Origin of the sequence: Bordetella genomosp. 11, from assembly GCF_002261215.1 — a bacterium.
GTDB lineage: Bacteria > Pseudomonadota > Gammaproteobacteria > Burkholderiales > Burkholderiaceae_B > Bordetella_C.
The window spans coordinates 4772295-4784102 of the sequence record NZ_NEVS01000004.1; the positions used below are offsets into that span (position 1 = coordinate 4772295).

At 64.6% G+C, this 11808-nt stretch carries 11 protein-coding genes; 8 read left to right on the top strand and 3 right to left on the bottom strand.

Features of this window, described 5'->3' with window-relative positions; translation table 11 throughout:
- Positions 1 to 394: 394 nt before the first annotated feature.
- The gene (locus tag CAL28_RS29225) at positions 395 to 823 is read left to right on the top strand and encodes a hypothetical protein (RefSeq protein WP_094844438.1); all 429 of its coding nucleotides are present in this window, start codon (positions 395 to 397) and stop codon (positions 821 to 823) included.
- 5 nt (positions 824 to 828) lie between these two features.
- Here the strand turns inward: CAL28_RS29225 and CAL28_RS29230 are convergent, their stop codons facing one another.
- Complete coding sequence (locus CAL28_RS29230) at positions 829 to 1287, bottom strand: MarR family winged helix-turn-helix transcriptional regulator (RefSeq protein WP_094844439.1); 459 nt, start codon at positions 1285 to 1287, stop codon at positions 829 to 831.
- Positions 1288 to 1454: 167 nt separating this feature from the next.
- On the opposite strand from CAL28_RS29230, the gene CAL28_RS29235 reads away from it, so the two are divergent.
- Together CAL28_RS29235 and CAL28_RS29240 are read left to right on the top strand one after the other, a co-directional pair.
- On the top strand, positions 1455 to 2849 hold the full coding sequence (locus CAL28_RS29235; protein WP_254926267.1) for an MATE family efflux transporter: 1395 nt from the start codon (positions 1455 to 1457) through the stop codon (positions 2847 to 2849).
- A 101-nt stretch (positions 2850 to 2950) separates the two neighbouring features.
- The gene (locus CAL28_RS29240; protein WP_094844441.1) at positions 2951 to 3631 is read left to right on the top strand and encodes a nitroreductase; all 681 of its coding nucleotides are present in this window, start codon (positions 2951 to 2953) and stop codon (positions 3629 to 3631) included.
- Between the two features lie 5 nt (positions 3632 to 3636).
- Here CAL28_RS29240 and CAL28_RS29245 read toward each other — a convergent pair whose 3' ends face one another.
- The gene (locus tag CAL28_RS29245; RefSeq protein ID WP_094844442.1) at positions 3637 to 4848 is read right to left on the bottom strand and encodes an MFS transporter; all 1212 of its coding nucleotides are present in this window, start codon (positions 4846 to 4848) and stop codon (positions 3637 to 3639) included.
- Positions 4849 to 4925: 77 nt separating this feature from the next.
- Between CAL28_RS29245 and CAL28_RS29250 the strand changes: the two genes are divergently transcribed.
- Together CAL28_RS29250 and CAL28_RS29255 are read left to right on the top strand one after the other, a co-directional pair.
- Positions 4926 to 5909 (top strand): AraC family transcriptional regulator, encoded by a 984-nt coding sequence (locus CAL28_RS29250; RefSeq protein WP_094844443.1) that lies wholly within the window; start codon positions 4926 to 4928, stop codon positions 5907 to 5909.
- Between the two features lie 174 nt (positions 5910 to 6083).
- Complete coding sequence (locus CAL28_RS29255) at positions 6084 to 6698, top strand: FimV/HubP family polar landmark protein (RefSeq protein ID WP_217906605.1); 615 nt, start codon at positions 6084 to 6086, stop codon at positions 6696 to 6698.
- Positions 6699 to 6717: 19 nt separating this feature from the next.
- Here the strand turns inward: CAL28_RS29255 and mnmE are convergent, their stop codons facing one another.
- Entirely contained in the window at positions 6718 to 8103 is a 1386-nt protein-coding gene (mnmE, locus tag CAL28_RS29260; protein WP_094844445.1) for a tRNA uridine-5-carboxymethylaminomethyl(34) synthesis GTPase MnmE, read from the bottom strand.
- Positions 8104 to 8209: 106 nt separating this feature from the next.
- Between mnmE and CAL28_RS29265 the strand changes: the two genes are divergently transcribed.
- The 3 genes from CAL28_RS29265 to CAL28_RS29275 all read left to right on the top strand — a co-directional run bounded on the left by CAL28_RS29265 (position 8210) and on the right by CAL28_RS29275 (position 11797).
- A complete protein-coding gene (locus tag CAL28_RS29265) occupies positions 8210 to 9811 on the top strand; it encodes an ABC transporter substrate-binding protein (RefSeq protein ID WP_094844446.1) in 1602 nt (533 codons plus the stop codon).
- Positions 9812 to 9893: 82 nt separating this feature from the next.
- Entirely contained in the window at positions 9894 to 10868 is a 975-nt protein-coding gene (locus CAL28_RS29270; protein WP_094844447.1) for an ABC transporter permease, read from the top strand.
- A complete protein-coding gene (locus CAL28_RS29275; RefSeq protein ID WP_094844448.1) occupies positions 10865 to 11797 on the top strand; it encodes an ABC transporter permease in 933 nt (310 codons plus the stop codon). The genes CAL28_RS29270 and CAL28_RS29275 overlap by 4 nt, the downstream gene beginning before the upstream one ends.
- Positions 11798 to 11808 lie beyond the last annotated feature (11 nt).

Below are 11808 nucleotides of genomic sequence, written 5' to 3' on the forward strand. Positions count from 1 at the left end.
TGCGTCAACGCGTTGCCGCGATTTCCGGCTGTGCAGGAGTTCTGTTTCGCCATGCGGAAATACATGAGCAACTTTCCGGGCAGGCAAAGATGGCGGTGCTTGTGCCCATCTCGTCCACATGGTGTGCACACGTACCTTGCCTAGAGGATGTCCACAGGGGTGAAGCGCCGAATATCAAGCGGTTATTAGGGACATACCGGCGTACCCACCAAGGCGGAGACGCCCGCCCATCCCCATCGAGCAGGCCCTCTAGAGGGCGGCGGAAGAATTGCCCGCTGAAATGGAATTTAGTTTCCATGTACAAGGGTTTACCCTAGGTTCTCGCAGCGCAACAATAACGCCCAAGACAGCACAAGCCGCAAGGCTGGTGTGCTTTTGTTCTTTGGAGAGCGTTATGAGAATCGCAACGACAGCACTGGTCGCCGCGCTGGCCCTGACGGGCGGCGTGGCGCATGCCGCTTCCCTATCCGCTGGGAAGGCCGACAGCAATCCTTATCAAGGTGTGTATGCACAGTCAGTGGGCAGCCTGTGGACAACCGGGCCGCGCGCGACCGGAGTCGACCTGGCTGGTCATCTCGCCGTGGCGACCCACACCCGTTTCGACGACGCTGGGAGCGTCTCGGTCGCCACCGGTGGTGGATCGGACAAGGCGGGCCAAACGATGCTCGCGGATGGTGGCGGATCGGACGACACCGGGCAAACAATGCTCGCCGATGGCGGCGGGTCGGACGACACAGGGCAAACGATGCTCGCCGATGGTGGCGGGTCGGACGACGCAGGGCAAACGATGCTCGCCGATGGCGGGTCGGCCGACTTGGCCTGACCCGGTCAGGCCCGGTGAAAGGCGTCGGCGAACTCGTCCGAAAAAATATCGGCCAATGCCAGCCGCAGCGCCGCGGCGCGTTCAGCCCCGTAGGCGCGTTCGAAGCGGCTTTGGGCCTGGCGCCATAAGCGGGTGGCCTCTGCCAACTTCTGGCAGCCTTCGGGCGTGAGTTGTACCCGACGGCTTCGACCGTCGTGCGGATCGCGGACCTGCACCAAATAACCGTCCCGTTCCAGTGGCTTAAGGTTATGCGCCAGCGCGGAACGATCCAGCACCATCGCATGGGCAAGTTCCGTCATGGTCGGCGTACCGGCCCGGTCGACGTGCAGCAGGATGGACCGCTGGGATACCTTCAGTCCGCTGGGAGCCAGCACGCTGTCATAGAGCTGCGTGACGCGCCGCGTTGCCTTGCGCAAGGCGGCGCCGTTACATACGCCCGGATCTTTCAAGTCTGATTTATGCATGGCCGTTGAGGTCAGGCGGCAGTGGCCGGCCCGTTGCCCGGCCGATGCCTGCTCGCCATCATTCTATTCTGCCTTTCCGCATTGACGTTATTTGCACATGCAAGTAAATTGCCGAGATACTTGCATATGCCAATACATGCGCGGCTGCCGTCGCTCCATTCCATACCATGACATCGCTCGCCTCCAGCGCCACTATCCCGGCCGCGAACTCCAGATTGCACGCCATGCTGCACGCGCCGGTGGCGGCGACGCTCATCCGCCTGAGCTGGCCCAACATGTTGATGATGCTGGCGCAATCCTCCACCGGCTTGATCGAAACCTGGTTCCTGGCCAAGCTCGGCACCGATGTGCTGGCCGGGGTGGCCGTGGTCGTACCGGTCCTGATGTTGATGCAGAACATGTCGCAGGGCGCCATGGGCGGCGGCATTTCCTCCGCGATCGCCCGCGCGCTGGGTGCGGGTCGCAGCGAGGATGCCAATCACCTGGTGCGCCATGCGGTGGCATTGAACGCCGGCATTGGCGCCGTCTTCACGGTGCTGGTCCTGATTTTCGGCCGGACGCTTTTTGGATTGCTCGGTGCGGAGGGGCCCGCGCTGGATGCCGCCACTGCCTACGGCCACGTGGTATTCGCCGGCCTGCCACTGATGTGGACGATGAACGCGCTGGCCAGCGTGATCCGCGGAACGGGCAATATGCTGGTTCCGGGCGCGGTCATCTGCGGTGGCGCCGTACTTCTGATCCCGCTTTCGCCATGCCTGATATTCGGGCTTGGACCCTTGCCGCCGCTGGGGGTTGTGGGCGGCGCGTGGGCCTTGCTGCTCTACTACATCGGCGGGACGCTGGTGCTGGGCGCCTACTGCCTGAACGGACGCAATGCGGCGCGGCTGGTGCGCGGCAGCCTGCAGTGGGCAATGATGCGCGGCATCCTGACCGTGGGCGGCTATGCCTGTCTGAATCCGCTGTTGACGAATACCATCATCGCCGTCACAGGCGCGCTGGTCGGCGCCTATGGCGGGACCGCCGCGCTGGCCGGCTACGCGACCGCCGCGCGCCTGGAATATCTACTGATGCCGCTGGCTTTCGGCCTGGGCGCGCCCATGGTTGCGATGGTGGGGTCGAACATCGGTGCCGGCCAGAACGATAGGGCCTTGCGTATCGGCCTGGTAGGCGGGGCGATGGCTTTTGTGCTGGCGGAGGCGGTGGGCGTACTCGCGGCGGTGTTCCCGTACGCGTGGCTGCGACTGTTCGGCAGCGACACGCATATGCTGGAAGCGGGAGCCGCCTATCTGCGGATAGTCGGCCCCTTCTACGGCTTCTTTGCCCTGGGCTTTTCCCTGTACTTCGCCTCGCAGGGCGCCGGAAAACTGAAGTGGCCGTTGACGGCCGGTGCGCTGCGCCTGGCGCTGTATGTAGGCGTCGGCGGGGCGCTGCTCGCGCTCTTCCATTCCTTGACGCTGTTCTATGCCCTGGGGGCCATCGCCATGGCGGCCTATGGATCGGTCATCGTCTGGTCGGTTGCCTCGGGCAGGTGGTTTCGCAAGCCCGTCGGCACGCTTGCCTGACACGGAACCGCGTCGCGACACTACCGCGATGCGCCGCCGTGGCGGATTCGCGGATTCGGTGTTAGCTTGGTCCGGATATGTTTTTCCGGAGAGCCTGCGCAATGAATGCACCGCATGAGATCGTCGATGAAGCTATCCGCTCGCGCCGCAGCGTGCGCGGGTTTCTGCCGACTCCCGTGCCCATGGCGACGATCCGGGAAATCCTGACGGTTGCCTCGTACGCCCCCAGCGGCAGCAATATCCAGCCATGGAAGGTGCATGTGATCACAGGCCGGACCCGCGACACCTTGTCCGCCGCCTTGCTCGACGCGCATGCGAACCGCCAGCCGGAAACGCGCGAATATGCGTACTACCCGACGAAATGGCGCAGCCCGTATATCGAACGGCGGCGGCAGACGGGATGGGGGCTTTACTCGACCGTCGGCATCGCCAAGGGCGACCGGGAAGGATCGGCGCGGCAGCATGGACGCAACTACGCGTTCTTCGGTGCGCCCGTCGCCTTTATCTTCTGCATCGACAACGACCTGGAAAAAGGCAGCTGGCTGGATTTCGGCATGTTCCTGCAGAACATCATGGTGGCGGCGCGCGGGCGCGGACTGCATAGCTGTCCGCAGGCCGCGCTGGCGAATTACCCGGATATCGTCAAGCCTTTGCTCGGTATCGGGCCCGACCAGACCCTGGTCTGCGGCCTGTCGTTGGGGTACGAAGATCCGGACTGTGTGGCGAACCGCTTCCGGCCGCCGCGTATCGGCGTGGAAGAGTTCGTGACCTATCACGATTGAGGCGATCAGGCCGCCGCGGTGGCGGGCCGCCCCCGCAATCCCCACAGCACCAGCAAGGTCGCCAGCAATAGCGCCAATCCGCTGCCGGTAAAGACGCCGAGCGCGCCGCGCATGTCGAAGACCGCCCCGCCTGCGGCCGCGCCGAGCGTAATGGCCAATTGGACCGCCGCGACGATAAGGCCGCCCGCGCTTTCCGCTTCGTCCGGCACCCTGCGGGTAATCCAGGTCGACCATCCCACGGGTACCGTCCCGAAGGCGAAGCCCCACAACGCCACCATCACGGCGTCCGCGAACGGGGCGGAGCCCGCGCCGGCCAGCGCCAGCCCGAGCGTACCCATCAGCAAGGGCATTAGCGCCAGGGTAAGGCGCAGGTTGCGCTCCAGCATGAAGCCGGCCGCCGAGGTGCCGATGAAGTTGGCAACGCCAAAGCCCAGCAGGATCGCCGATAGGCCGTTGACACCGACGCCCGTCACGGTTTCAAGGAAAGGGCGCAGGTAGGTGAAAAATGCGAAGTGACCCGTGAAGACCAGAATGACGGCCAGCATGCCCAGGGCGATGCCGGGACGCCGGAGTACGTCCACCAGTGTGCCCAGGCGCGTATGGCCGCTGGGCGCCATGCGCGGCAGCGTGAGCCACTGCCACGCCAAGGCCAGCACGCCCAGCCCGGTGGCGACCAGGAATACGTTACGCCAGCCGATGACGCCGCCCAAGTAGCTGCCCAGCGGCGCCGCGACGATGGTCGCCGCCGCCACGCCGCTGAACATGATGGACAACGCGCGCGGGATCATGGGCTCCGGTACCAGGCGCATGGCGGTGGCCGCCGACATGGTCCAGAACCCGCCGATGGCAACGCCCAGCAGGACGCGGCCCAGAAGCAGCGCGGACAGGTGCGGCGCGAAGGCAACCAGCAGGTTGGACGCGATCAGCAGCACGGAAAACGCCAGCAGCACATGCCGGCGATCGACGCGCCGCGTGGCGGTCGCGATCAGCAGGCTGGTGACCAGCGCGACGGCCGCGGTGGCGGTGACGGCCTGTCCCGCGACGCCTTCGGTTACCTTCAGGTCCGCCGCCATGGGTGTCAGCAGGCTGGCGGGCAGGAACTCCGCCGTCACCAGGCCGAATACGCCCAGGGACATCGAAAACACCGCCTGCCAGGCGGGTGGTGGGGTGGTCCTTCCGGATTCGGGGGGTGTGGTGCTTGCTTCGCTCGTCTGCATTCCGCTCTCTGGGGAAACTTTCAATGTGCGCCAGAATAAGCTAGAGTTTCCGGACGATCCATCCCATTGAATCCGAAATGTTTGATCAAAAGTCCGAAGTACTCGGCGGAGAAACCACTCCGAGGATTCCTGGCGACCTGGTCAGCGAACTGTTGCTGGGCATGCGCCTGTATGGCATCCAGTACAGGCGCATCCAGTTCTCGCCGCCCTTCGGCATCGGCTTCGCGGCCGCGGCCGGGCGTGCTCAGTTCCACTTCGTCGCGCGCGGGTCGGTATTCCTGCGCATCGCGGGCGGTAGCCCGCACCGACTGCAGCCAGGCGATGCGGTGCTGTTGCCTCATGGCCGCCCGCACGAGTTGCTGTCCGAGCCGGACCTGGCGACGCGCGATATCGCTACCTTCGACACGCTGAAGCTGTGCGAAACCGTCTGCGCGGTGGTGGCGGCGGGCGATGCCTGCGACCATGCGCAGGACACGCTGATTTTCAGCGGCTGCATGGAATTCGACCTGGGGGGCATGCATCCGCTGGTGTCATGGATGCCGGAGGTAATGCGGGTCGATACGCTGCTGGGGCGGTATCCGGAAATCCTGCCCATGCTTGAGGCGATGGCGCGCGAATCGCGCGAGGAGCGGGCCGGCTACGCCGGGATCCTGGCGCGGCTGGCGGATGTGGTGTCGGCTTTCATCGTGCGCGGCTGGGCGGAATGCGGCTGCGGCGACGCCACCGGTTGGGTGCAGGCGTTGCGCGATCCGCGCCTGGGTCGAGCCATCGTCGCGATGCATCGCGATCCGGGCCGCGACTGGACGGTGGCGGAACTGGCGGCGCAGATGGGCAGCTCGCGGTCGGTGTTCGCCGAGCGTTTCCTGGCCGTTACCGGCATGACGCCGCTGCGCTACCTGACGGAATTGCGCATGCGGTTGGCGGCGCAGTGGATCCGCGATGGGCGCAAGTCGATCGAAGGGGCGGCGTACGAATTGGGTTATGGCTCCCAAGCGGCATTCAGCCGCGCATTCAAACGCGTGGTTGGCCATACGCCGGGGGCGGTGCGGGCCTTGCAGTGAGGTTTCCAATTCGCGGACGAATACCGGAAACCCCGGGACACGGAGGCGGTACTGAGCCTGCGCATTATTCCCGGACTCTATGGAACCGTAGCCATGCAAAGGCCTCGCCCGGACTCAGCGTCGCTGAGTCCCTTTCATCCAACGACTGCCGTTTCCTCCGCACGGCAATCCGCCATGCAATGCCCCGCCGACTTTACCGAGGCCCATCCCGGGGCCGCGGGGTCGTGCGGGCGCATGCTTATCAAGGTAGCGGCAAGCGACACGACATTCGGTATCGCCCAACGGTACCGCCAGGCGACAGGGGCGGACATCTGCCAGATCGCGGTGGCGTTATGGCAAGCCAATCCGCATGCATTCGAGCGCAACGACATGAACCTGCTGAAGCGGGGAAGCGAGGTCGAACTGCCGGACGGCGCAACGATACGCGCGATCGATCCCGAAGCGGCGCGCAGGACTTGCGGCGCGCATATCGATCCCTCCGGGCAGCAGCGTAAAGGCACAGAAGGCATGACGATCCGGCAAAGCTTCGAAGAGCAGCGTGATCTGCAGGCGGGCGATCGGGAACTGGTGTACTTCGGCGATACGCTGGGGCAGATCGCCAAGCGCTTGCAGATTCCCGGAGCCACACAGCATCAGAAATTGGTCGCTATCGCCAAAGCCAATGCGGACGCCTTCAGCCGGGGGAATATGAACGACCTGAGGACCGGCGTCGTGTTGCGCATGCCGGATGTCGACGAGGTCCACGCCATCGATGATGGGGCATCGCAAGGCGGCGACCTGCCTGGGTGACGCAGCGGGCGGCGGTGCCTTATTTGCCGATGCAGAAGCGAGAGAAAATTTCCCCCAGCAAATCGTCGCTGGTGAACTCGCCGGTGATCGACGACAGGCTTTCATGCGCGAGCCTGAGTTCTTCGGCGAACAGATCCAATACACGGTCGTCCTGCGCGGCATGCGCGGTGGCGACGGCCAGGTGTTCTTCGGCCTGTTGCAGGGCGCGCAGGTGGCGTTCGCGGGCCAGCCAGGGAGATTCCGCGCCTGGGTTCCAGCCGGCGATATCCAGCAGCGCCTTGCGCAGCGCATCCAGCCCTGCCCCCGTGCGCGCGGAGATGCGCAGCACGGCGTCATTGGAATCATCCGTAGGCGGCGGTGCGTCCGCCACGCTGTTATCCACCAGGTCGATCTTGTTGATGACTTTCAGGACCGGCGTGTTGGGTGGCAGCCGGGCGGCGATGCCGGCGTCCAGGGTTTCTTCGCCGGCGGCGGTGGCATCCTGCAGATGCAAAATAACATCGGCCCGCTCGATTTCCTTCCACGTGCGCGCGATGCCGATGCGCTCGACCGGGTCGTCCGTTTCCCGCAGGCCGGCCGTATCGACGATATGAAGCGGGACGCCGTCCAGATGGATTTCCTGCACCACTTTGTCGCGCGTGGTGCCGGCGATGGGCGTGACGATGGCGATGTCCTCGCCCGCCAGCGCATTCAATAAACTGGATTTGCCGACGTTGGGCCTGCCGGCCAGCACCACGTGCAGGCCTTCGCGCAGGATCACACCCTGGCGGGTTTGCGCGATGATGCCGCGCAGCTCGCCGGACAAGGCTTCCAGCATCGGCCTGGCCTGGTACTTTTCCAGGAAATCGATTTCTTCTTCCGGGAAATCCAGCGTGGCCTCGACCAGCATGCGCAGATGCACGATGCGGTCGGCCAGCGCGTTCACCTTCTGCGAGAAGACGCCGGATAGCGATGCCATGGCGCCGCGCGCCGCGGCTTCCGACGTGGCCTCGATCAGGTCGGCGACGGCTTCGGCCTGCGCCAGATCGATCCGTCCATTCAGGAAGGCGCGCTGCGTGAATTCGCCCGGTTCCGCGATGCGTAAACCCATATCGCTTCCGGCATCCAGGCATCGCTGCAGCACGCGCCGCAGCACGGCCGGCCCGCCATGCCCTTGCAGCTCGAGAACGTCTTCGCCGGTATAGGAATGCGGCGCCGCGAAGTACAGCACGATCCCTTCGTCCAGCAGTTCGCCTTCCTCGGTTTCGAATGGCAGCAGGTGCGCGTGACGGGGCGTCAATTCGCGCTGGAAGAGGCGGCGCACCAGAATGGACAGCGATGCACCGGAAACGCGCACGATACCCACGCCGCCTCGTCCGGGCGCTGTGGCGATCGCCGCGATAGGTACGGGCACTAAGGGGGACATATAAGCGGATCGACTAGGCAATAAGGGAATATAACCGTTGCGCGAGGCATCTTTGCTGGGTATGTTGCGCCGTGGAGTTCAAGTGCTACTCGCTCAGGAGCTATTTATGTCTAGCTGGTTTACCCGAGTCGTCGCTGGCGGTTTTACCGCCATGGCGATCGCTTTCGGCGCGCACGGCAATGCCGTGGCCAGGGACCTGGTGGTCGGTCTGAAGACCGAGCCCAGCTCGCTCGATCCCCAATATCATTCCCTGACCCCGAATACGCAGATTGCGTTAACCATTTTCGATCCGCTGGTGGCCGCGGACGACCAGCTCAAGCCACGGCCCGCGCTGGCCGAGTCCTGGACCGTCGACGGCAATGTGTGGACGTTCAAGCTGCGGCCCAATGTGAAGTTCTCCGACGGCACGCCGTTTACGGCCGACGACGTGGTCTTCACGTTCGATCGCGTGCCCAAAGTGCCCAACAGCCCCTCGCCGTTCACGCTTTATCTGAAGGACGTGGCGAAGACCGAAGCCGTCGATCCCCTGACGGTGCGGATCACGACCAAGGGCCCGTCGCCGCTGCTGCTGCCCAATTTGGGTCAGTTGCCCATCATGTCGAAGAAGGCCGCTTCGGGCGCGGCGCCCGAAGGCAAGACGACGACCGAGCTGAACGCCGGCGACGGCCTGGTCGGCACCGGTCCCTACAAATTCGTATCGTGGAAGCGCGGCGCCGAGCTGGTGCTGGCGCGTAACGACAATTACTGGGGCAAGAAGCCCGTCTGGGACAAGGTTATCTACAAGCCCATGACCAACGCCGCCAGCCGCGTCGCGGCCTTGCTGGCGGGCGACGTCGACATGATCGAGGATCCTCCGACCGACGACCTGCCCAAGCTGAAGGCCAACAAGAATCTCTACATCCAGCAGACGCCTTCGGTGCGCGTCATGTACGTGGCCATGGACCAGTTCAGCGATGTCAGCCCGGGCATCACGGATGCCGACGGCAAGCCGCTGGCCAAGAATCCGCTGAAGGACAAGCGCGTGCGCGAAGCGCTGTCGCTGGCCATCGACCGCAAGGCCATCGAGGACCGCGTCATGGGCGGCGTGTCCAAGCCGGCCGGCAACCTGCTGCCCTATCCCATGATGGGCGCGTCCAAGACTTATGCGGAGGCGCCCAAGGCCGATGTGGCCAAGGCCAAGAAGCTGCTGGCCGATGCCGGCTATGCCCAGGGTTTCGCTATTACGCTGGGCGCGCCCTCCGGCCGGTATATCAACGACTCCAAGGTGGCGCAGGCGATCGCGTCGATGTGGAGCCGCATCGGCGTGAAGACCGCCGTGGAGGCCTCGGCCCCGCCGGTGTTCTTCAAGAACCGGGATTCGTACAAGTACAGCGCCTACCTGGCAGGCTGGTCGGTGACCAGCGGCGAAATGTCCAACGCCTTGGGCTCGCTGGCGGTGACGTCGGATCCCTCCAAGGGATTGGGCACGACCAACCGCGGCCGGTATTCGAATCCGGAGATGGACAAGCTGTACATGCAGGCCGCCACGACCATGGACGATGCCAAGCGCGCGGAACTGCTGTCCAAGGCCGCCGATCTACTGATCGCCGACTACGGCATCCTGCCCATCCATTTCGAGCTATCCGTATGGGCGATGAAGAAGGACATCCGCTATGCGGGCCGTTCCGACCAGATGACGGAAGCACAGGACGTTACGCTGAAGCAGTAGCAGGGGTAGTACCCTCGGCGCGCCCCCTGGCGGGCGCGCCGCCCTCCCGCGGGGAGGCGTCGCGCAGCGACAGGAGAGTTGATTGTTAGCCACCATTATCCGCAGGTTGCTGCAGACCGTCGTAGTCATGCTCGTCATGTCGGCACTGGTCTTCGGCGGTATCTACCTGGTCGGCGATCCGGTTTCCATGATGGCCAGTCCGGACGCCACCGAAATCGAACGCGCAGCCATCCGGCAATCCCTGGGACTGGACCAGCCCCTGTGGCACCAGTACCTGATCTTCATCGGCAAGGCGATCCACGGCGACTTCGGCAATAGCTTCCTGACCGGCGAACCGGCCATGCGGCTGATCCTGGATCGCATGCCGGCGACGATGGAACTGGCGGTGGTGGCAATGCTGCTGTCGCTGCTGATCGGCATTCCGCTGGGTATCCGCGCCGGCCTGAAGCCCAAGGCGGCCGGATCGCGGGTCATCATGACCGGGTCCGTGCTGGGTTTTTCCCTGCCCAATTTCTGGGTGGGGCTGATGCTGATCATGATCTTCGCGGTAAGCCTGGGATGGCTGCCCGCCAGCGGGCGCGGCCCGACGGTATCGCTGGGCGGTTTGCGCCTGAGCGCGCTGACGCCGGGCGGCTGGGCCCATCTGATCCTGCCCGCCGCGACGATTGCCCTGGCCAAGTGCGCGACCATCATCCGGATCACGCGCGCTGCCACGCGCGAAGCGCTGCCCATGGACTACATCAAGTTCGCGCGCGCCAAGGGCCTGTCGGAATCGCGCGTGCTGCGGGTGCATCTGTTGAAGAACATTCTGATTCCCATCGTGACGGTGGCCGGACTGGAATTCGGCCAGGTGGTCGCTTTCGCGGTAGTGACGGAATCGGTGTTCTCGTGGCCCGGCATGGGCAAGCTCCTGATCGATTCCATCATCAACCTGGACCGCCCCGTGGTGGTCGCGTATTTGCTGCTTATCGTGTTTTTCCTGGTCATGCTGAACCTGGTGGTGGACATCATCTACACCGTTCTGGACCCCCGCGTACGATTGGACGGACGACGATGACGACAACCACTTCCACGCCGGCCGCCGCCGAGCCGGTCGCCACCGCCGTGAAGGAAGCGGGCCCGTGGCGCCGCTTTTTCGAGGACTTTTTCGCCAGCAAGCTCGCCACCATGGGCCTGGTCGTCCTGGTCCTGCTGATACTGGCCGTGCTGCTGGCGCCCTGGATCGCGCCGCAGAATCCCTATGACATCGGCAATCTGGACATCATGGATTCCAAGCTGCCGCCCTTCAGCCAGAACGCCGCCGGCGATATGACGTACTGGCTGGGCACCGACGGGCAGGCGCGCGACATGCTGTCGGCCATCCTGTACGGCTTGCGCACCAGCATGATGGTGGGCTGTATTTCGGTGTTCTTCGCCTTCGTCATCGGCGCCACGGTGGGGCTGGTGGCGGCGTATTTCGGCGGCCGCGTCGACGCGCTGCTGATGCGCATCGCCGACATCCAGTTGTCCTTTCCTTCCATACTGGTGGCGTTGATCCTGCTGTCCATCCTGGGAGCGGGCGTGGACAAGGTGATCATCGCGCTGATCGTCGTGCAGTGGGCCTACTTCGCGCGCACGGCGCGGGGCGCGGCGCTGGTGGAGCGCGGCAAAGAGTATGTCGAGGCGGCACGCTGCATGTCGCTGGGCTCGTGGCGCATCCTGCGCCGCCACTTGCTGCCCAATTGCATGCCGCCGTTGATCGTGGTCGCCACCATCGACCTGGCCCATGCCATCGCGCTGGAGGCGACGCTGTCTTTCCTGGGCGTGGGCGTGCCGGTGACCGAGCCGTCGCTGGGCATGCTGATTTCCAACGGCTTTGAATTCCTGATGTCCGGACGCTACTGGATATCGTTCTTTCCCGGTGTGGCCCTGGCCATCGCGATCGTCTCCATCAACCTGGTGGGCGACCATTTGCGCGATGTGCTGAATCCGCGCAACGCGACGTAATGGGGGCCTCG

Excerpts from the sequence above, each read along its gene's own strand:
- CAL28_RS29245 (WP_094844442.1), bottom strand. The coding sequence starts at position 4,848 with ATGCAGACGAGCGAAGCAAGCACCACACCCCCCGAATCCGGAAGGACC.
- CAL28_RS29275 (WP_094844448.1), top strand. The coding sequence starts at position 10,865 with ATGACGACAACCACTTCCACGCCGGCCGCCGCCGAGCCGGTCGCCACC.
- CAL28_RS29250 (WP_094844443.1), top strand. The coding sequence starts at position 4,926 with ATGTTTGATCAAAAGTCCGAAGTACTCGGCGGAGAAACCACTCCGAGG.
- CAL28_RS29255 (WP_217906605.1), top strand. The coding sequence starts at position 6,084 with ATGCAATGCCCCGCCGACTTTACCGAGGCCCATCCCGGGGCCGCGGGG.
- CAL28_RS29230 (WP_094844439.1), bottom strand. The coding sequence starts at position 1,287 with ATGCATAAATCAGACTTGAAAGATCCGGGCGTATGTAACGGCGCCGCC.
- CAL28_RS29265 (WP_094844446.1), top strand. The coding sequence starts at position 8,210 with ATGTCTAGCTGGTTTACCCGAGTCGTCGCTGGCGGTTTTACCGCCATG.
- CAL28_RS29240 (WP_094844441.1), top strand. The coding sequence starts at position 2,951 with ATGAATGCACCGCATGAGATCGTCGATGAAGCTATCCGCTCGCGCCGC.
- CAL28_RS29225 (WP_094844438.1), top strand. The coding sequence starts at position 395 with ATGAGAATCGCAACGACAGCACTGGTCGCCGCGCTGGCCCTGACGGGC.
- CAL28_RS29235 (WP_254926267.1), top strand. The coding sequence starts at position 1,455 with ATGACATCGCTCGCCTCCAGCGCCACTATCCCGGCCGCGAACTCCAGA.
- mnmE (WP_094844445.1), bottom strand. The coding sequence starts at position 8,103 with ATGTCCCCCTTAGTGCCCGTACCTATCGCGGCGATCGCCACAGCGCCC.